General features: G+C 39.1%; 18 protein-coding genes. 9 read left to right on the top strand and 9 right to left on the bottom strand.

The window, feature by feature from the left end; genetic code table 11:
• Positions 1–5 precede the first annotated feature (5 nt).
• From rlmH to lipA, 8 genes are all read left to right on the top strand, one after another.
• Positions 6–476: a 23S rRNA (pseudouridine(1915)-N(3))-methyltransferase RlmH gene (gene rlmH / locus ABD005_RS15740; protein ID WP_215979284.1), complete on the top strand. Its 471-nt coding sequence runs from the start codon at positions 6–8 to the stop codon at positions 474–476.
• Positions 477–532: 56 nt separating this feature from the next.
• Entirely contained in the window at positions 533–2,554 is a 2,022-nt protein-coding gene (gene mrdA, locus ABD005_RS15735) for a penicillin-binding protein 2 (RefSeq protein WP_343818610.1), read from the top strand.
• On the top strand, positions 2,554–3,669 hold the full coding sequence (gene rodA / locus ABD005_RS15730) for a rod shape-determining protein RodA (protein ID WP_215979286.1): 1,116 nt from the start codon (positions 2,554–2,556) through the stop codon (positions 3,667–3,669). The genes mrdA and rodA overlap by 1 nt, the downstream gene beginning before the upstream one ends.
• Positions 3,670–3,738: 69 nt before the next feature.
• On the top strand, positions 3,739–4,542 hold the full coding sequence (locus ABD005_RS15725) for a septal ring lytic transglycosylase RlpA family protein (protein WP_343818607.1): 804 nt from the start codon (positions 3,739–3,741) through the stop codon (positions 4,540–4,542).
• Positions 4,543–4,750: 208 nt separating this feature from the next.
• The gene (locus ABD005_RS15720; RefSeq protein WP_343818605.1) at positions 4,751–5,956 is read left to right on the top strand and encodes a serine hydrolase; all 1,206 of its coding nucleotides are present in this window, start codon (positions 4,751–4,753) and stop codon (positions 5,954–5,956) included.
• Between the two features lie 188 nt (positions 5,957–6,144).
• The gene (ybeD, locus tag ABD005_RS15715) at positions 6,145–6,408 is read left to right on the top strand and encodes a DUF493 family protein YbeD (RefSeq protein ID WP_215979289.1); all 264 of its coding nucleotides are present in this window, start codon (positions 6,145–6,147) and stop codon (positions 6,406–6,408) included.
• Positions 6,409–6,485: 77 nt separating this feature from the next.
• Positions 6,486–7,202 carry a lipoyl(octanoyl) transferase LipB gene (gene lipB / locus ABD005_RS15710; protein WP_425544909.1) on the top strand — a complete coding sequence of 239 codons (717 nt, stop codon included), beginning with the start codon at positions 6,486–6,488 and terminating at the stop codon, positions 7,200–7,202.
• A complete protein-coding gene (gene lipA / locus ABD005_RS15705; RefSeq protein WP_215979290.1) occupies positions 7,195–8,217 on the top strand; it encodes a lipoyl synthase in 1,023 nt (340 codons plus the stop codon). The genes lipB and lipA overlap by 8 nt, the downstream gene beginning before the upstream one ends.
• Positions 8,218–8,297: 80 nt before the next feature.
• Here lipA and ABD005_RS15700 read toward each other — a convergent pair whose 3' ends face one another.
• The 9 genes from ABD005_RS15700 to ABD005_RS15660 form a co-directional block, all read right to left on the bottom strand.
• Entirely contained in the window at positions 8,298–10,175 is a 1,878-nt protein-coding gene (locus ABD005_RS15700; RefSeq protein ID WP_343818603.1) for a protein kinase domain-containing protein, read from the bottom strand.
• 137 nt (positions 10,176–10,312) lie between these two features.
• Positions 10,313–12,058 (bottom strand): pilus assembly PilX family protein, encoded by a 1,746-nt coding sequence (locus ABD005_RS15695; protein WP_343818601.1) that lies wholly within the window; start codon positions 12,056–12,058, stop codon positions 10,313–10,315.
• A 60-nt stretch (positions 12,059–12,118) separates the two neighbouring features.
• A complete protein-coding gene (locus tag ABD005_RS15690) occupies positions 12,119–12,655 on the bottom strand; it encodes a prepilin-type N-terminal cleavage/methylation domain-containing protein (RefSeq protein ID WP_343818599.1) in 537 nt (178 codons plus the stop codon).
• A 2-nt stretch (positions 12,656–12,657) separates the two neighbouring features.
• A complete protein-coding gene (locus ABD005_RS15685; protein WP_343818597.1) occupies positions 12,658–13,122 on the bottom strand; it encodes a type IV pilus modification PilV family protein in 465 nt (154 codons plus the stop codon).
• 10 nt (positions 13,123–13,132) lie between these two features.
• Positions 13,133–13,600, bottom strand: coding sequence for a GspH/FimT family pseudopilin (locus tag ABD005_RS15680; RefSeq protein ID WP_343818595.1), 468 nt, complete (start codon positions 13,598–13,600; stop codon positions 13,133–13,135).
• Between the two features lie 127 nt (positions 13,601–13,727).
• Positions 13,728–14,144: a type IV pilin protein gene (locus tag ABD005_RS15675; RefSeq protein ID WP_343818593.1), complete on the bottom strand. Its 417-nt coding sequence runs from the start codon at positions 14,142–14,144 to the stop codon at positions 13,728–13,730.
• 312 nt (positions 14,145–14,456) lie between these two features.
• Positions 14,457–14,894, bottom strand: a complete 438-nt coding sequence (locus tag ABD005_RS15670) for an HIT domain-containing protein (RefSeq protein ID WP_343818591.1) — start codon at positions 14,892–14,894, stop codon at positions 14,457–14,459.
• 71 nt (positions 14,895–14,965) lie between these two features.
• Positions 14,966–15,898: a ribosome biogenesis GTPase YlqF gene (gene ylqF / locus ABD005_RS15665; protein WP_215979297.1), complete on the bottom strand. Its 933-nt coding sequence runs from the start codon at positions 15,896–15,898 to the stop codon at positions 14,966–14,968.
• Positions 15,899–15,988: 90 nt separating this feature from the next.
• Positions 15,989–16,930, bottom strand: coding sequence for a helix-turn-helix domain-containing protein (locus ABD005_RS15660; protein WP_215979298.1), 942 nt, complete (start codon positions 16,928–16,930; stop codon positions 15,989–15,991).
• A gap of 504 nt (positions 16,931–17,434) precedes the next feature.
• On the opposite strand from ABD005_RS15660, the gene exaC reads away from it, so the two are divergent.
• Complete coding sequence (gene exaC / locus ABD005_RS15650; RefSeq protein ID WP_215981387.1) at positions 17,435–18,955, top strand: acetaldehyde dehydrogenase ExaC; 1,521 nt, start codon at positions 17,435–17,437, stop codon at positions 18,953–18,955.
• Positions 18,956–19,066 lie beyond the last annotated feature (111 nt).

Below are 19,066 nucleotides of genomic sequence, written 5' to 3'. Positions count from 1 at the left end.
TGCCAATGAAATTAACTCTCTATGCTGTTGGCAGTAAAATGCCAGCTTGGGTCACACAAGGCTTTAATGAGTATAGCCGCCGATTCCCCCGCGATCTTAGCTTTAATCTAGTTGAAATTCCCGCTGGTAAGCGTGGTAAAAATGCTGATATTACCCGCATTTTAGCCAAAGAAGGTGAAGCACTATTGGCCGCAATTCCTAAAGGAAACCGTATTGTTACCTTAGAAGTTGAAGGTCATGCTTGGACAACACCCAAATTAGCAAAGCAACTTGAGTCATGGCAACTTGATGGTAGAGACGTTGCTTTATTAGTGGGTGGTCCAGAAGGGTTATCACCTGCTTGTATTCAAGCATCAGAGCAAAAATGGTCATTGTCAGCACTTACCTTACCTCACCCTATGGTACGCATTTTAATTGCAGAAAGCTTATATCGTGCGTGGAGTGTTAATACCAACCACCCTTATCACAGAGAATAACGATTAATGCTTCCTCCTTGTTTGTCGCTTATTCCATTAAATAAAAGAGTATAGTAGTGGCACCACGTCGCGTTGTAATAAGAAATCATACCGCCGAAGCAAACCTCTTTGCTCGCCGAACTTTCATTACTTTATGTGGCGTAATTGTTCTCCTGTTATTGTTGTTAGTTAACATTTATAACTTACAGGTGAGTTCTTATGAAAAATATCAAACCCGCTCAAACTCTAACCGAATAAAGTTGTTACCTGTTGCCCCCAATAGAGGCTTGATTTACGACAGAAACGGCGTATTACTCGCTGATAACAAACCAATTTATAGCTTAGAAATTATTCCTGAAGATGTTGAGGATATTAAAGCGACCGTGAAAGCGGTCAGCGAGTTACTGAGCATTAGCGAAGATCGACAAACTAAATTCTTCAAAGCAATGAAGCGTAAACGACGCTTTAAACCTATCGATTTACACTCTCGTTTAAGTGATCAACAAGTAGCACTTTTTTCAGTCAACCAACACAAATTTACGGGGGTTTTTGTAAACGCTCGCTTAAAACGTTATTACCCTTTTGGTGACTTAACCACACATAACTTAGGGTATGTTGCTCGTATTAACCGCAAAGATGCCAATAAATTAGAGCTTGAAGGTAAAGCAGATAATTACGCCGCAACCTACGCTATTGGTAAATTGGGGATCGAGCGATATTACGAAGATGTGCTTCACGGCACTATTGGTCACCAAGAAGTCGAAATTAATAACCAAGGGCGTGTTATTCGCACGCTAGATTATACTCCGCCGCAAGCAGGTAAAGATTTAACGCTAACGTTAGATATTGAGTTACAAATGATTGCCAAACGAGCTTTGTCAGGTAAACGTGGCGCTATTGTCGCTATGGACCCTCGCAGTGGTGAAGTACTCGCGATGTATTCCAACCCAAGTTACGACGGCAATTTATTCGTTCATGGTATTAGTACTAAAAACTACAGTAAACTTTTAAAGTCTAAAGACTTGCCGCTGATTAACCGTTCTTTACAAGGCTATCCGCCAGCCTCAACGGTTAAGCCATTTTTAGCACTAACGGGTTTAGAAGAAAATATTATTACCCCTGAAACTCGTGTTTGGGATCCTGGATTTTTTCAATTACCCGGGTTACCAAACAAATACCGCGACTGGAAGCCCTGGGGTCACGGTTGGGTCACGCTAACTGATGCCATAGAACATTCTTGCAACGTTTATTTTTATAAACTCGCACTAGAACTGGGTATTACTAAAATAAGCACCATGATGGAACGCTTTGGCTTTGGCGATTATACCGGCATCGATTTACATGAAGAAAGTGATGGCATTATGCCAAGTATTGCGTGGAAGCGTGCTCGATATAATAAACCTTGGTATACCGGTGAAACTCTCTCGGTTGGTATAGGTCAAAGCTATTGGACAGTAACACCGTTACAGCTAGCACAAGCATTAACCACCTTAGTAAATCATGGCGAGCGTAAAATTCCCCATTTACTAAAAAGTACAACTGAAATCACTAAAGATGAGCAAGGTATTGCGCATGATATTAATACTGATGTGATTTATGAAGAAAAAGCCCCTATAGAGCTAAGCCAGAAAAAACATTGGGATACGGTACTCAAAGCAATGCATAACACAGTGCAAAAGTTTGGGGCGACAGGCCATAAAGCTTTTAAAGGTACAACTTATGATGCTGCGGGTAAGAGTGGCTCGGCACAAGTGGCTAGTATTAAACAAGATGAAGAGTATGATGCTGAGTCTACTTCAGAGAATAAACGCGATAACGCTATGTTTATTGCCTTTGCTCCTTATAAAAACCCAGAAATAGTGGTTGCTGTAGCCATTGAAAACGTTGCCAAAGGTGGTGGTGGCAGTAATGCAGGACCTGTAGCAAGACAAATAATGGATCAATATTTTGGTAATAGAGTGATCAATGCTCAATCAACAACACTACAAAAAGCAAATAATAAGAACGCGGTTGCTTCTATAAACCACACAGGTCATAGCCATTCAGTAAGCTTAATGACTATTGAGCAAAGCGCCCAACGTCAACAAGAGAATAATTAATGCGTCATACAGGACAAGAGCAACAAAAAAGCAAAAGTCTATGGCAAAAGCTTCATATCGACTTGCCTTTATTAATCGGTATTTTAGCATTGATGACACTTGGCGTGTTTGTTGTTTATAGTGCTGGTGGACAAGAAATAGGCATGGTATATAGTCACGGAAAACGAGTCGTCGTGGCATTGATTGTCATGATGATAGTTGCACAAATCCCGCCACTGTCTTATCGAAAATGGGCCGTTCCCGTATTTATTATAGGTTTACTTTTACTAGTAGCGGTATTGCTTTTTGGTCATGTTGGTAAAGGAGCGCAGCGCTGGATTGATGTCGGTTTCACTAAATTTCAACCCTCAGAGATAATGAAACTTATCGTCCCGATAATGATTGCTTGGTATATCAGTCAAAGCAATTTACCCGTTAAACTCTCCAATGTTATTATCGCCTTTATTTTAGTGTTAATGCCAACACTGCTTATTGCCAAACAACCTGATTTGGGGACTTCATTACTAATTGCCAGCTCAGGTATTTTTGTTATATTTTTAGCCGGAGCAAGTTGGAAATTAATTGCGGTATGTACTGGTTTAGTGTCGGCTTTCATCCCTATTTTGTGGATGTACTTAATGAAACCATACCAAAAGCAACGTGTTGAAACATTATTTAACCCTGAGCAAGACCCTCTAGGATCCGGTTACCACATTATTCAGTCTAAAATAGCCATTGGCTCAGGGGGGCTTGAAGGTAAAGGCTGGCTCCACGGTACACAGTCACAATTAGAGTTTTTACCTGAGCGTCACACCGACTTTATCTTTGCCGTCTTTAGTGAAGAGTTTGGTTTATTTGGTGTCACTATTTTATTGGCTGTTTACTTAGCCGTTATTATGCGCGGTTTATGGATTGCAGCGCATGCACAACATGCTTTTACCAAATTACTTGCCGGTAGTATTACCCTCACCTTTTTTGTTTATGTATTTGTTAATATCGGCATGGTTTCTGGGCTACTACCTGTAGTAGGCGTTCCTCTGCCTTTAGTGAGTTATGGTGGTACTTCTATGGTAACTTTAATGGCAGGTTTTGGTATGTTGATGGCTATTAGTACCCATCGCCGCTTTCATGTATAAATTTATCAACATTATGTTCAACAGTTAACCACAGTAACTGTTTTAATTTTTAAGGGTAAAGAACGCTTAATGAATCACTTATCACGACTTATTTTATTATTACCGATTATAATACTATCAGCCTGTAGCTCTGGGCGTTATCAAGACAAGCACGACAGTACTCCTACTCGCCTGCCTAATGCCGCTGAATTAAAAGACGCATTGCCTCGCGCCGAAGCTTATAGCCGTGGTGGTAATAAAAACTATACCGTGAGAGGAAAAAACTACCAAGTACTAAGCTCCGCACATGGCTTTAGTGAAACAGGCATCGCTTCATGGTACGGCAATAAATTTCATGGTCACTTAACTTCAAACGGTGAAATTTATGATATGTATGCCATGACCGCAGCACATAAAAATTTACCGTTACCGAGTTATGTCAAAGTAACAAACGTGGCAAATAATAAATCTGTTATTGTTCGTGTTAATGATCGAGGCCCTTTTCATCAGTCGCGTATTATTGACTTATCATACAGCGCAGCCTATAAACTTGACATGCTCAAAACGGGCACTGCTCAGGTTACGATAACGGCAATCACTGACTTTACTGATGATAAAAATAACGTCAAGACTAGCTCACCTAGTCAGCCATCAATGGGGATTGAAACCCCTTATGTGCAAGTATTTGCTACGGGTAAAAGTGATGTAGCCTATAGCACCGCCAATAAAATGCGTCAAAAGTATCCTGAATTAACCGTTAACACACCAAAGCATCAAGGTATTTATCGAATACAACTAGGGCCGATTGATAACCTATCAACCTTAAATAAATTACTTGATGAATTAAAGAAAAATGGTTACCCAAAAGCATTTCCTCGTAAATCACCTCAATAGCAAGATATTCACGCATAAATAGCTAAAGCCTAAATTTGTCGCTATTAAGCGACATTTTGTTACAGTTTACTCGCTATTTATCGGGTTTTTCTTGCTTTTTTATTTAAAAGAAGCTAACTGAGCATAGCCAAGCATAATAGAGATGGTATACTTTATCGATGTTATCGCCTTTAATTTTATAAATATTTCTCATAACAAAAGATTACTTATGCCCATGATAAAAAATATTCCCAACCAGTTCAGTAAATCAACTCATAAATTAGCAACATTCATCGGCGGTGTGGTATTTACCGCAGCTCTCACGCTTTCTCCTATATCGCATGCCATTACTATTACACCTGACGCTCCTTCAATTAATGCCAAAGGTTATATTTTATTAGATTACAACACAGGTAAAGTTATTGCCGAAGGTAACGCCGATATTTTATTAGCGCCTGCCAGCTTAACTAAAATGATGACCAGTTACATTATTGGTAAAGAGTTACTCAGCGGTAACATTAAAAATACTGACCAAGTAAAGATTAGTGAAAATGCTTGGGCTAAAAACTTTCCTGACTCTTCAAAAATGTTTATTGAAGTAGGTACCGAAGTTAGTGTCGACTTGCTCAACCAAGGCATTATTGTGACGTCGGGGAACGACGCTTGTGTCGCTATGGCTGAACATATTGCTGGTAGTGAAGGTGCCTTTACCGACTTAATGAATGCCCATGCAGAGCAACTAGGCATGAGCAGTAGTTATTTTGAAAATAGCCATGGTTTAGATAGCAGTGAACATATGACAACGCCACGTGATATGGCAACATTAGCGATTGCACTAATACGCGATGTTCCTGAAGAGTATGCTATTTATAAGCAAAAATCATTTACCTATAATGACATCAAGCAATATAACCGTAATGGTTTATTATGGGATAAAAGCTTAAATGTTGATGGTATGAAAACGGGCCACACTTCAAAAGCTGGTTATAGCTTAGTTACTTCGGCCACTAAAGGTGGTATGCGTTTAGTTACGGTTGTGATGGGCGCTGACAGCGAACGTGCAAGAAAAGTTGAAAGCAAAAAATTACTTAACTATGGCTTTCGCTTCTTTGAAACAACAACTCCTTATAAAGCCGGCGAAAAATTTGTTTCAAATCGCATTTGGATGGGCGATAAAGAAACAGTAGATTTAGGTATTACCGTTGATACACCAATTACCATTGCTCGCGGTCAAAAGAAAAACATTAAAACTCATTTCGAACTAAACCAACAGCTTACCGCACCTATTGCTAAAGGTACTGTAGTAGGTAAGCTATTCTTACAACTAGATGGCGAAGATATTGCTCAATACCCTCTAGTTACGCTTGAAGAAGTAAACGAAGGCGGTATGTTTAGTCGTTTAGTTGATTATGTAAAATTACAATTTGCCGATTAATCACTCCCACTGTAGAGATTAAATAGCCAATTTTTATCATCAAAAAAGCCTCATTACGAGGCTTTTTTTATTTGTCTTCACACGAAACTAAAATAACCATGTTAGCCAAAAGTAATTAATGATAAAATGCGCGAATATCTGTGCGAGCCAATAGCGCCCGTCAAAGTAAAATGTAGTGAGTAAAATATATGCAAACTAAATTCGATGAACTATTAGACTTCCCAACCGTATTAAACTTTAAAGTAATGGGAATTGCCTGCGACGAATTACCTGACTTAATTATTGCTGAATTGCAAAAACATACGCCAGGTGATTATTCACCAAAGATTAAGCCAAGCTCTAAAGGAACATATCACTCTGTATCTATTGCTGTAACCGTAACCAGTAAAGAGCATATTGAAACAATTTATAAAACACTGACAGCAATTGAAGAAGTGCGTTACGTTTTATAATCATTAATTGTCTGAGAAGTTAACCGGTGTGTTAATGATGACAATACGTAAGAGTTTATTATCTAAAGGTTACCTCTGTGCAGATAAGTGAAACGCCAACTAAAGAGACTATTAAAAAGACTAAATTAGCTAATGCGTTAGTGATCCGTCAGTTAAATACCATGGAATATAGCCAAGTATGGCAAGCCATGAAAAGTTTTACCGACGAGCGAAATGAGAATACTACCGATGAGTTATGGCTAGTTGAGCACCCTGCGGTATTCACTCAAGGACAAGCAGGTAAAGCTGAGCACTTATTAGTTCCTGGCGATATTCCAGTAATAAAAGCCGATCGCGGTGGGCAAGTAACTTATCATGGCCCAGGCCAACAAGTTATTTATTTTTTGATTAACTTACGCCGTCGAAAACTCGGTGTAAGGCAGCTAGTGACTTTACTTGAAGAGGCTATTGTCGCCGCATTAGGTGACTTTTCAATTAAAGCTTACGCAAAGCCAGATGCACCTGGCGTTTACGTTGACAATAAAAAAATAGCATCGTTAGGTTTACGCGTTCGAAAAGGTTGCTCCTTTCATGGTTTAGCTCTGAACGTGAATATGGATCTAAGCCCATTTTTACGCATTAACCCTTGTGGTTATGCCGGTCTTGAAATGATACAAACTGCTGATATACAAGGCCCAACTGATACCGCTACTGCCTGTGAGGCATTAGTAACACATTTAATTAAATTGCTTGATGCTACTCCAGTTAGCCATCAAACAAAATTACCATGCGAGAGTAATAAAGACCATGAGTAGTAACGAAACCTTTGCAAAACCAATCGTCGTGCAGCCAGCAACCTCTGCACCACTAAAATCAAGTAAAGTCGCTGCGGGTACTAAACTGCGTGATGCTGATAAGCTTGCACACATCCCAATTAAAGTAGTTAGTTCAACACGTGAAAGCATGTTGCGTAAACCTAGCTGGTTACGTATAAAATTACCGCGCTCAAGCGATAAAATTGACAGCATCAAAGCATCTCTTCGTAAACACAACTTACATTCAGTGTGTGAAGAAGCATCTTGCCCTAACCTCTCAGAGTGTTTTAACCACGGCACAGCAACCTTTATGATTTTAGGCGATATTTGTACTCGTCGCTGTCCATTTTGTGATGTAGGTCACGGTCGTCCTTTAGCTGCAAATCCTGAGGAGCCTAAAAAATTAGCATTAAGCTTAAAAGATATGGGCCTTAAATACGTTGTTATTACCTCGGTTGACCGTGATGATTTACGCGATGGCGGTGCACAACAATTTGCTGATTGTGTAAAAGAGCTTAGTGAACAAGCTCCAGCAACCAAAGTTGAAATTTTAGTACCCGACTTTCGTGGTCGTATGGACCGTGCATTAGAAATATTAAACCAGCACCCTCCTCATGTATTTAACCACAATATGGAAACCGCACCGCGTTTATATACGCAAGTACGTCCAGGTGCTAACTACCAGTGGTCATTAGATTTATTGAAAAAGTTTGGTGAAGCAAACCCTACTGTTCCAACCAAGTCAGGATTAATGGTTGGCTTAGGTGAAACTAACGAAGAAATACTTGAAGTTATGCGTGACCTACGCGCTCATGGCGTAACTATGCTAACTATTGGTCAATACTTACAACCTAGTAAAGATCATTTACCGGTAGAGCGTTATGTGCACCCTGATGAGTTTGATATGCTACAAAAAGAAGCTGAAAAAATGGGCTTTGCCCATGCGGCATGCGGACCGTTAGTTCGCTCAAGCTACCATGCTGATAAACAAGCAGCGGGCGAAGAAGTAAAATAATCACCTTGAATAAAGCTATTAAATAAACAAGCACCTATTACAGGTGCTTTTTTATGCCTGGTTTATAATAAGAATTAAAGCTACAGCTCAAGCATTTTCGGGTTTTTGGGATAAAATTTATCCGGCAAGCTATTAATATGTTCAAAATAACGGGTATCTTTATAAGGTAGCTTCATAAAACCAGAAATACCCAGCCCTTCAATGGTAGGTAGTAACTGTAATATTTTGGCCAAGCACTCACTAAACTCGACCTCTTTATCGTGGTTTAGTAACATTAAATAACTGTGAATTTTTAAATGTTGAGGTAACACTTCAAAAATAATACAACCGGTGTGATGAATTGAGTTTAACTGTGTTAATACAGCCATGAGTTCGTCAGGTAAATATAAGTACTCGTCAGGATCTTTACCATCTTCAAAATAAGAGTGTAAACGTGTGGCATTATCAACGTCAGGCACATCACTCACTTCAAAAGCAATGCGCTGATTTTTATCAGCAATAAAAGGGAGTTCGGCACTCTCTCGCTCAACGTGTAATGTATTACGCGCGTTAAACAAGCAACTTTTGAAAACCCCAACCCGAAAAATACCTTGAGCAAGGTGCACAATATTATTCACCGCGCTAATAAAAGAGCTACGTAACGATTCATCAAACAAGGTCAGGTTAGAGTCAATATAAACCCCTTCTTTCGCCCAACGTATTGCTAAGCCACCAACAACTGGAAAGCTACCTAAGCGCCCTAATGATGCAATAAAGGCTTTTTCATTGTCGCCCATCCCCATTAGATAATTTTTATAATACTTATCTAGCTGTGCATCATCTATTTGAGTTAATTGCTCGCTATGACTTTGCTCTCGTAAAAAAGATTTACGTGAGCCATAAACAACCGTGTCAATTGGCATTTTAGGCGGCTTTACCCAAATAGGAATTAAGGGTAAGGATTTAAATTGCGTTGGTTTTTTGGCAAGTACGACATTTTTTAAATAATGTAAATTATTAAAAAAGTAATCCCCAGCTTGATTACGCAACTTTTCATTATCACTTAACATACCCGTCAACACTTGCGCTAACACTTGCGGAAGCCCTAAAGCATTAGGGGTAATAACTTTAACGCCATAACGGCATGACTGCCCTGAAGCTAATGCGTAAAGTGTGGCAGCTAAACCTTGCTCATCAAAACGCGGTGATGATAACCCGCCATTTAACTGCTCAGGTCCAATAAAATAAACATCGCCCAAACGTGCATTGCTATGCTGTAAATCACTACTCATTAAGTCCATCACATTAGTACTGGTACTTTGATTATTAATATCAAGTTGCGCACTCACTGATGAACCCCAATCAATTAACTGAACTGTTCCAGTGGCGCTATCATAAACCACATTTGACGGTTTAATATCACCGTGGACTATTGGTTTATGCTGTGAATGCTGCGGGGTATCGCGTAAATACAACAAAATATCAGCTAATTGCAACGCAATACTCACCACAATTTCAGGCGCTAAAGGCCCTTGTTGCAATGACAACTGTTCTAAGTCTATACCTGGTGCACGGCTCATTTGTAAAATAGATTGGCGCTTTATTTTTTGGTAATCAACCACTTTAGGAATTTGAGCATGGTTAAGCTGCGCTTGAATTTGCGCCTCCTCACCAAGCCTATCTTGTACATGCTGCGGTAAATTAACCCGAGAAAACTTAAACACCACTTGTTGCACATTTTCAGGAACATAGCTAAGACTATGCTCTGAGTCGATCAAACGCGAGCTTGTTTTCTCTGCTGAGAACACAAACCCATAAGCACCTTTGCCAAGCAAGGCGACATTAGTAAAACCCAGTTGATTTAATTGTTGCTGACACAATGCAACCCACTTTTTTAACTTAGTCGCATCTTTGTGACTGAGTAAATAAATGGATTGCTCTTGAGCAATATAGAAATGTTGGAGCTTTTTTGAGGTCAATGTTTAACTTAAGGTATATGCAATTATAACAATACCTACAGACTACAACATATCACTTAGGATGTGAATGAGTTGGCTGTACAGTACTTACCTTGGTTTATAGTAAATACTGTCAAAGAGCACTTCAATACTGCTAGCTAATATTGAAAGCCAACAAAGCTAATTACTGGGGTACTACTTGAACCACCACCACCGTTGCTCTTTGTGAGTACGTTATCATGACGTATTTTCGCGCCGCCATCGACCTTAACCGTTTTTCCGCGCATAGCGCCTAGCAATGTGGTCCCTGCCCCTAGCTCAATATTTGTTAATGGTGCATAAATAGCAGCATAAAATTCACCTGCCCCATCAAGGATAATACCGCGATTAGTGCCTGTATCACTATAAGATGAATAAATACTCATCACAGGGCGCGGAGCTTTACCATTGGAGCCATCGGTAAATCCGAATTTTTCAGCAACAATTGCACTGCCAGCATTAACACTTACCTTACCTTTAGTAATAAGGGTTAAACTACTGCCCTCTAGTATTGTCATCTTTGAGCCACCTGTTAGGGTGAAGTCGCCCGTTAAATATAGCGTTACATCACCTGAAATAACAGCATGTGCATCAGCACCTAAATAAAGTTTACTCATTTTAATAACGGGTAAAACCTCACCTAACACTGAAGCTTGCACCGAAGAAAATACTCTATTATCACCAGCGGTTGTATATTTAGCTTTAGTGCTATAATTAGATTCAGTAAAAGTAAAAACACTAGAGCTCTCAGTACCTAATTCATATAGTGTACCAGGAACATTATCAATAACATCAACCTTACTTTCAATTGACAAATGGTCACAGTTAATCGCGGGATCGGTTTTATCATAATCAGGAAGCAAAGCGGCGTCTGGATCATATTCTTTGACCTTACTGACGTGTGGGTGAACATTAAACTCACTAGTTGTGTAATCTTTGGTCATGCCACCTGGTGTATAGGTACCACCATATAAAATGTCAGGTAAAACTTGTGCTGTATTAGTAATATCAGATCGTACTAATTTAGCATCTTCATTAACCCGAACATAACCACCAATAATGCCATCTGTAATAGTAAAGTTTTTACCTGCTAAAACATTACCGCCAACTCGCTCAACCAAAGATCCTGTAGCAATCGTGATACTACCATTAGCATGTAGATTACCGCTAACCACAGAGGTACCTAAGTTAATATCACCCGTTGAATTTATATCACCGTCAACCAGAATGGCATTACCACTTGATCCAGAAGATACATCAACGTCAGCACCTGGGTTAATTGTTGACACGTCAGCACCACCACTAAAGGTTGGGTCGCTGGAGTCAAAACTATCAATTTTACCACCACCACCTAAACCGACACCATCACAACCAACAACGGCATCAGCAAAAGGAGAGGTAGCACCACCTGGGGTAATGGCTATTCGCGCTCTTAAGCGATTTAAACCTTCAAAGCGGTTACCGTCACTCGCTAAAATCAACTCACCACCGTCAACAGTCGGTGTAACTGAGTATTGGGTCCCTGCTAATGCACCAGTTCCCGACTCCTGTGCTGCCAAAGCGGCGGTTAACTCTGCAAGGGTGCTACTCGGGTTATTAGCTATATATGCTTGTGCCGCTGCTATATAATCAAATACACCTTGTTCACTGACTAAACGCGCATTAAGTTTTTTCTGGTAATTACCACTTAAGCGCTCTTGATTTACATTATCTCTTAATGAGCTCAGTACCAAAATACTGGCTAAACTACTTAAAATAAGTACCGTGACTAAAGTAAAGCCACCTTGTTTTGCTTTGTAATTTGTCAACATAGAATTCTGCATATTATCAACCTGAATATTCATTGCATTTTGCTGGTTTTTCATACCATCCCTGAATAATTTGTTATTAACTTATCGTTAACAGCATCCCTATTCTAATAATCTTTATATATTTGCTCTTAAAATGGCGGTAGTTAACGCCACATCAATATTCACACTGCCACCAAAATCAGCTCTAAGTACTAGTGGGGTTACTTGAATGCTAACTAAATCACCATTAGTACTAAAATTCATATCTGCCATACCGGTTAATAACCTTATTTCAGGAGCGCCGTTAATTGAACAAGTTAAATTGGGAGCAACAAAGTTATACGTTTCAATAAAAGCGGCAACGGGGTTTGTTCCTAAACATGACGTTGCATTTGCCGGTAGACCTACCGTTAAAGTATTCCCTGCATTAGTCGCATTTACCGATGCGGTACTTTCAACTTGCTTTAAACTACGCGTAAAAACCGTTCCACTATAACGAATAACTTCTTGAGCATTTTCAAGTTCTTGACTTGCTTGAATCGTTGCGCTAATTGACGAATAAGTGCCAACAACACCCAACAGTAAAATGCCACTAATTGCCAAGGCAATCATCAATTCAACGAGTGTAAAGCCTCTTGTTGCTCTTATTGTTTTTTTAATGTTATTCATCATAATTAAGGACATATTTGATAAAACTGTGCATTAATAACCGCTTGGTTTTGATCAACGTTAGCCTCGGCCTCATCATCTAAACGAGTATCGATCCAACTCACGGTAATATTAAGATTATTCGCAAAAGCTGCTAATTGTGCCGGAGGGATTGTTAACGTGTAATAAGGTGTTTGAGGTTGAATATTAGCTTCATGCGCCGCATCTATTGCTCCTGCGGTTTGTAAAGCACATAAGTTAGCCCAAGTTCGCTCTATGGCATTATTTGCCTGAATAAGCGATACGGTATAATTAAAACTGTTAGTTGCATACTGCAGTGATTTTAGTTGAGCGGCAGCAAGCCCTAATAAGGCAATAGTAGAAAGTACTAATGCTATGAGTACCTCAACCATAGAAAACCCTTGAATGCTTCTTGCTGTTTTGCTGAAAGCTAAAGAGTTTAATCGCTTATTACTTATCTGGTTCTTCATAAAATGACCTTTATAGGCAAACATTATTATTCACTAGAAAGCTTTGCCCGCTTGGCAATACCGTTAAACAATAATCAACGGTATCCGTATCGCCATCTTGAATTAAAAAAGTACCACCACCTGTTTCACCTGATGCCGTTATATTTAAGTCAACAAGACCGGAAACAGAAATAGTACTATGGCTTGGTGAAAAAGCTTGTAAAGTATTACCTGATAATATCACTTGCCAATCGCCTGAATTTTCATTCAAAACAATAGCTGTATCTCTTTTAGCGGCTTCACTACGTGCAAACTTAAAAACGCTGTGCAATTGGTTAGCATTAGACACCAAACGTTCACGCTTCATTTGTGCAGACCATGAAGGTAAAGCCACTGATGCTAAAATACCTATAACAGCTACAGTAAATAACAACTCAATTAACGTAAAACCACCTTGTTTTTGATTAACTTTGTCTTGGTACTTATTTTGGTACTGCATTCATCAACCTTTTCACATTTATTAATGTTTAAACAATTCAAATATCCAATGTTAATTTATAACAAATAATTAACATTAATGATAGCGCTGTCATTTTACTTAAAATAAAAAGAAATTTTGCCTAAAATCAGCCCCAACAATCAGTCAGTGACGATGATGAACCTTGTTGCCCTTGGTGATTAATCGTCATAGTAGCGCACTTATCGCCTGCTTGAGCGCTACCCGATTTAGGAGCTATTGATAAAACAAATTGATCATTCAGTGCACCTGCACTTGCTGTAGGCGTATAAGTAAAAGTATAAAAATCTGTTGCTGTCACTTGAAACTGACCAGCTGCACCACCTGCAGCCGGATATTGTCCTGTTCGTGTATATGCTCTTTCTAAAATAGCCACCTGCTGCAGGGCAAAATGTTGTACATCGGCTCGACGACCATCTTGCATGTATGCTTGATAAGATGGAAATGCTATGGCGGATAAAATGCCAATAATAGCAACCACTATCATTAGCTCAATTAAGGTAAAACCTTTTGTTATTTTATTCATATATTATCTCAATTTTACTCATTACCATTATCTCTAACATTAGGTGAAACAGATGAAATGTAACAAAAAATTCACATTATTATAGGCATATATCATTACAATAAACAACTCAGACCAGCATAAAAAACAGTCAGCATGAGTTTTTTATACATGAAATATTACTCAGGGTGCTATTTTACAACTTTCAACTATAAATCATACAGTTATAATTTATAAATAATTAAAAAGCGTGCATAAAGGTTGTTATTAGATATATACGCCATACTATGGATTAAAAGATGATAAGAGTATGGCGTATAAGGTTAGGTTGGTTTAACGGTAAGTTGCCAAAACAGCCTTAAGTTGCGGCAACAATTTTTCTTTCAGTGCCTGCAACGATTGCTCATCGTAGGCAACTAACGGTTGCTGTCCCCAAATAGGTTTAGGCCAACAAGCGTCACTTTTATAGCGCACCACATGATGAAGATGTAATTGCTCAACTACATTACCTAAGGCGGCAATATTCATTTTATCACCTTGAAAAGTTTGCATTAACAGCTCACTTAACAAGCTCGATTCATTTAATAACTGTTGTTGCTGCTGCCAATCAAGCTGGTATATTTCATTAATATCAGCAACTCTTGGTACTAAAATAAACCAAGGGTAAGTGCTGTCATTACATAATAATAATGTTGATAATGGTAATTGCACTAATTCAATACTATCTTTGGCTAATTGAGGATGTAAGCTAAATTCATTACTCGCGTTCATAATAACGTCCTTGGGCTGACTAAGTGGTGTACGCAAGTTGTTAAGATGTACAACTTGCATTCGCATAACTGTTAGCGTTTGTTTTTACGGCCACGGCCTCGTGCTAGTTTTTTAGCTTCGCGGGCTGCAACGCGTTTTTCTTCTAATTCGGCAAAATGCAGATTTTCGCTTTCGATCATATCCGGTTTTTCAAAGGTTAATGAACCGAGGGTTTTATCTCGAATTTCATTAATAAGAATAACCGCCGCTTTATGTAAATCAACACGACCACCACTTTTCACACAACCTCGCCGTCTGCCTATTGCTTCAATTAAGTCTTCTTCATGTTGGGGCAATTCATCAAGCTTATAACGCTCTAGTACACGTTCAGGGTAAGCACTCAATAAATATTCGGCTGCAAAGTAAGCAATATCATCGTGATCAAAAGCAGTATCTTTTACTGCCCCTGAAACGGCTAAACGATATCCACTATTTTCATTTGCAATTTTAGGCCACAGCATCCCTGGGGTATCAAATAGGTATAAACCTTCCTCAAGGCGAATGCGCTGTTGCCCTTTCGTTACCGCTGGCTCATTCCCTACTTTAGCTTTAGCCTTACCAACTAAGGTATTAATCAGAGTTGATTTTCCAACATTAGGAATTCCCATAATAACGGCATTAATTTGCTTACCGGTTTCATCTTTATTTGGTACAAGTTTACGAATAAGGCTAGGTAAGGTTTTAGCTACTGAGGGGTTATCGGTAGTTAACGCAATCGCTTTAACATTGTGTTGAGACTCTAAATAATTAAGCCATAGCTTTGTTAACTCTGGGTCTGCTAAGTCACTTTTATTTAAAATCTTAATCAGTGGTTTATCCCCTCTGATCTCAGTGATCATCGGGTTTTCACTACTAAAGGGTAATCGTGCATCACACACTTCAATGACTACATCAATCTGCGGTAATATTTCTTTGATCTCTTTTTGCGCTTTGTGCATGTGACCGGGAAACCAATTAATAGCCATGTATATCCTAAATAGTGAACTGAAAAAATTAACGGTGGTAATTTTAGCAAGCTTTTTAGTTTGTTGTTAGCTATTTAATTAACAGTTAATTTATTGATGATTATCTGCTGACTGAGGAGTTTGCATCGTAGTGTGGCGGCTTTTATACTCTCGCGGGCTTATCCCATACAAGGCTTTAAAGCAGCGACTAAAGTGACTGCTATTAACAAACCCTAACGCAAAACAAGTTTGTGTTATTTGCTGGCCTTGCGCCAGACTTTCGGCCGCTTTTTTTAGTCGGATTTGTTGCTGATACACCAAAGGGCTACAGCCTAGATGTTGCTTAAACTGGCTGAAAAACTTGGTTCTGCTCATACAAGCAATGCGCGCTAATTCATCCACATTAATAGGCTGGCTCAGCTGGTGGTGTATAAAATTTAAAGCAGCGGTTAAACCGCTGTTTTCAGGATCTTGAGCAGTAAATGTTAAAATAAAATCCCGTGTTTGTTGTCGCAATAATCTAATGGTTAACTCAGATACCGCCAGCTCTATCATAACATTTCTATCAGGATGGTTTTCACTATACATTCGCACAATGCGGTTCAACACTTGTTGGATATAGTTATTGTGATGAGTATGTAATAATTTATGATGATATTGCCAGCAACCAAATTCTCGATTAAGCGGTTGCTCTACATTTAAACTATTAGCGATCTGGTTAACTCTATCGCGCGATAATTCAATTGCTAAACATGTCGTAGGTTTATTTAAGCTAGCTTCGGGGAAGTCTATTTCAACGTCATAATACGGCGCCATAATAAAAGACTGATGCGGAAGAAACTCTCGTGCATAGTCTTCATCACTATGCATAATTTTTTTTCCTGTCACCATGGCACAAAACAATAACTGATCAGAGCTTAACTTGACCTTATTAGCCACTTCATAGGTGTCATAAATAGCCAACTCAGAGTCAGGGCCAGCAAAGCTTAACTTATTCTCTACCAATACCTGTGGCGATTTTCTAATGTTATCTATGGTGTGACTCAGCAACATAAACGATTCGTCCTAATTTATTTTTATTTATCTAGGGGCGGTTGCTCTTTCGCGGTTAACTTTTGTTCGAGATAAAAGCGTTTAAATCGCGGCGGACAGCGTTTGTGGGGCATTTTCACTGCGTTATCACCTTTTTGTGTGACGCTACAGGGATGTAGCTTATTAGACAATGCAGGTGTTTATTATCCGGAATAACCACACGACAAAGGCTCTGTCTTGTATAAATACCCAACAAAAAGCGGCAAAAACAATCTCGAAAGATCAACAGCCCCTAAAATAAAATGTGAACTCACAGGCAAGTTTTCAGTACCTACAACAAAGTTAACGATGACTTAATTCACTAAGGTAAATAACCTGACTTAAAAATACAACTAGAATATTAGGGTGGTTAAACTTTCGCGTTTTTTATCAAAGAAAATAACCGAAAAAGAGTAACTAACCCCAGTCATGTAAATCAACACTTATCGTTGAAACCTCAATAATTATTACAAGTAAGGATATTTTATGATTTATGCAATACCTGGTAGTGAAAACTCTCTTATTACCTTTAAACCTCGCTATCAAAACTTTATTGGCGGGCAGTGGGTTGAACCCCAAAGTGGCAAATACTTTGATAATATTAGTCCGGTTAATGGTCAAGTTTTCTGTCAAATACCACAATCCGATGAACAAGACATTACCTTAGCTCTTGATGCGGCTCACCAAGCCAAAGAGTTATGGGGTAATACTTCAGTAACCGAGCGCTCCAATACCTTATTAAGAATCGCCGATCGCCTTGAGCAAAACCTTGAGTTATTAGCCGTCGCCGAGACATGGGACAATGGTAAGGCTATCAGAGAGACCTTAGCCGCTGATATTCCTTTAGCAATTGACCATTTTAGATATTTTGCTGGTTGCTTACGCGCTCAAGAAGGCTCACTTGCGGAGCTTGACGAACATACTGTTTCATACCATTTTCATGAGCCCTTAGGCGTGGTTGGCCAAATCATTCCATGGAACTTCCCTATTTTAATGGCTGCTTGGAAATTAGCACCGGCACTAGCTGGTGGTAATTGCGTAGTACTTAAACCAGCTGAGCAAACCCCCGCTTCTATTTTAGTATTCATGGAGCTTATTGAAGACTTACTGCCCGCTGGTGTGCTCAATATTGTTAATGGTTTTGGCGCAGAAGCAGGTCAAGCACTGGCAAGTAGCAAACGTATTGCAAAAATAGCCTTTACCGGCTCAACTCCTGTTGGTGAGAAAATACTTAAATGTGCTGCTGAAAATATTATTCCTTCTACAGTAGAGTTAGGGGGTAAATCTCCCAATATTTTTTTTGAAGATGTTTTAGATCACGAAGACGAATACTTAAGTAAATGTATTGAAGGGGCAGTATTAGCCTACTTTAATCAAGGGGAAGTTTGTACTTGTCCTTCACGTTTATTTGTTCATGAAGACATTTACGATAAGTTTATTGAAAAAGTCATTGAACGCACAGCTGCAATTACCCGTGGCAACCCATTAGATACCAACACTATGGTTGGCGCACAAGCATCAAAACAACAATTTGATAAAATTTTAGGTTACATTGATATTGGTAAAGCTGAGGGTGCAGAAGTGTTAATGGGGGGTGGCGTCGAAGCGTTAAGTGATGACCTTAGCGATGGCTTTTATATTCAACCAACATTATTAAAAGGCACTAACGATATGCGCGTTTTCCAAGAAGAAATTTTTGGGCCCGTCATATCACTTTCTACTTTTAAAGATGAAGCTGAAGCATTAGCGCTAGCGAATAGTTCAGAATTTGGTTTAGGTGCGGGCGTATGGTCTCGAGATATGAATCGCGCTTACCGTATGGGCAGAAAAATACAAGCTGGCCGAGTATGGACTAACTGCTATCATATGTACCCTGCTCATGCTGCTTTTGGTGGTTATAAAAAGTCAGGCATTGGTCGTGAAACTCATAAAATGGCATTAGAGCAATACCAACAAACTAAAAACCTATTGGTGAGTTATAGTGTCAACCCTTTAGGTTTTTTCTAATCACTACTTTTACTAAAGTGTTTAAGTGCTAATGAAACTCATATGATAAAGGCAAATAGCTTAAATTAACGCACTTAAGTTAACACCCATAGGTTAGCCTCTGTAAACTGA

It is taken from the genome of Colwellia asteriadis, assembly GCF_039523295.1.
GTDB lineage: Bacteria > Pseudomonadota > Gammaproteobacteria > Enterobacterales > Alteromonadaceae > Colwellia > Colwellia asteriadis.
Note: the sequence above shows the minus strand (reverse complement) of the source record. Positions and strands in the feature narration are given on the sequence as shown.

Excerpts from the sequence above, each read along its gene's own strand:
- rlmH (WP_215979284.1), top strand. The coding sequence starts at position 6 with ATGAAATTAACTCTCTATGCTGTTGGCAGTAAAATGCCAGCTTGGGTC.
- rodA (WP_215979286.1), top strand. The coding sequence starts at position 2,554 with ATGCGTCATACAGGACAAGAGCAACAAAAAAGCAAAAGTCTATGGCAA.
- ABD005_RS15725 (WP_343818607.1), top strand. The coding sequence starts at position 3,739 with ATGAATCACTTATCACGACTTATTTTATTATTACCGATTATAATACTA.
- ABD005_RS15720 (WP_343818605.1), top strand. The coding sequence starts at position 4,751 with ATGCCCATGATAAAAAATATTCCCAACCAGTTCAGTAAATCAACTCAT.
- ybeD (WP_215979289.1), top strand. The coding sequence starts at position 6,145 with ATGCAAACTAAATTCGATGAACTATTAGACTTCCCAACCGTATTAAAC.
- lipA (WP_215979290.1), top strand. The coding sequence starts at position 7,195 with ATGAGTAGTAACGAAACCTTTGCAAAACCAATCGTCGTGCAGCCAGCA.
- ABD005_RS15695 (WP_343818601.1), bottom strand. The coding sequence starts at position 12,058 with ATGAAAAACCAGCAAAATGCAATGAATATTCAGGTTGATAATATGCAG.
- ABD005_RS15690 (WP_343818599.1), bottom strand. The coding sequence starts at position 12,655 with ATGATGAATAACATTAAAAAAACAATAAGAGCAACAAGAGGCTTTACA.
- ABD005_RS15685 (WP_343818597.1), bottom strand. The coding sequence starts at position 13,122 with ATGAAGAACCAGATAAGTAATAAGCGATTAAACTCTTTAGCTTTCAGC.
- ABD005_RS15680 (WP_343818595.1), bottom strand. The coding sequence starts at position 13,600 with ATGCAGTACCAAAATAAGTACCAAGACAAAGTTAATCAAAAACAAGGT.
- ABD005_RS15675 (WP_343818593.1), bottom strand. The coding sequence starts at position 14,144 with ATGAATAAAATAACAAAAGGTTTTACCTTAATTGAGCTAATGATAGTG.
- ABD005_RS15670 (WP_343818591.1), bottom strand. The coding sequence starts at position 14,894 with ATGAACGCGAGTAATGAATTTAGCTTACATCCTCAATTAGCCAAAGAT.
- ylqF (WP_215979297.1), bottom strand. The coding sequence starts at position 15,898 with ATGGCTATTAATTGGTTTCCCGGTCACATGCACAAAGCGCAAAAAGAG.
- ABD005_RS15660 (WP_215979298.1), bottom strand. The coding sequence starts at position 16,930 with ATGTTGCTGAGTCACACCATAGATAACATTAGAAAATCGCCACAGGTA.
- exaC (WP_215981387.1), top strand. The coding sequence starts at position 17,435 with ATGATTTATGCAATACCTGGTAGTGAAAACTCTCTTATTACCTTTAAA.